The sequence below is a fragment of the Janthinobacterium sp. BHSEK genome (assembly GCF_056174685.1).
Genome location: NZ_JBWBYV010000250.1, coordinates 1 through 681, shown reverse-complemented (window position 1 = coordinate 681; position 681 = coordinate 1). Strand labels below are relative to the sequence as shown.

Annotated in this window: 2 tRNA genes and 1 rRNA gene; all 3 read right to left on the bottom strand. The window is 47.1% G+C overall.

Annotated elements, in window-relative coordinates:
• Positions 1-221 (bottom strand): 23S ribosomal RNA (locus tag AC0V2Y_RS28830); the annotation flags it as partial.
• 240 nt (positions 222-461) lie between these two features.
• Positions 462-537: transfer RNA gene (locus AC0V2Y_RS28825), tRNA-Ala, on the bottom strand.
• 25 nt (positions 538-562) lie between these two features.
• Positions 563-639, bottom strand: a tRNA-Ile gene (locus tag AC0V2Y_RS28820).
• Positions 640-681: the final 42 nt, after the last annotated feature.

The window sequence follows — 681 nt, the reverse complement described above, 5'->3', positions numbered from 1 at the left end:
TGATTTCTTTTCCTGCAGCTACTTAGATGTTTCAGTTCGCCGCGTTCGCCTTGCATACCTATGTATTCAGTATGCAATACCCTAAAAGGGTGGGTTGCCCCATTCGGAAATCTGCGGATCAAAGTGTGTTTGCTCACTCCCCGCAGCTTATCGCAAGCTACTACGTCCTTCATCGCCTGTAATCGCCAAGGCATCCACCATGTGCACTTATTCGCTTGTCCCTATAACGTTAGCCTCTGAAGACCGAAGTCCTCAAAGAGCGCTACAGGGATAAGAAAGTACAACGTTGTTGCTTGTTTGTTGATACATACAATCATTACCCATCGATCTGCTTGTTACGGCAAACCGATCAATAAATAATCTTTACTTCTTCCAGATTGTTAAAGAACATACAGCACTTGATCTCGAAAAGACCAAACCTAAATCCCGGCGCCATCTGCACTGATTTACGTTTGAACTTTTGGTGGAGGATGACGGGATCGAACCGACGACCCCCTGCTTGCAAAGCAGGTGCTCTCCCAGCTGAGCTAATCCCCCTAGGGTATTTCCAGACTACAGAAACTGGTAGGGCTGGTTGGACTCGAACCAACGACCCCCGCGTTATCAACACGGTGCTCTAACCAGCTGAGCTACAGCCCCAAATGCTGTTCTTCTTTATTAACAGCCGATAAGTGTGAACAT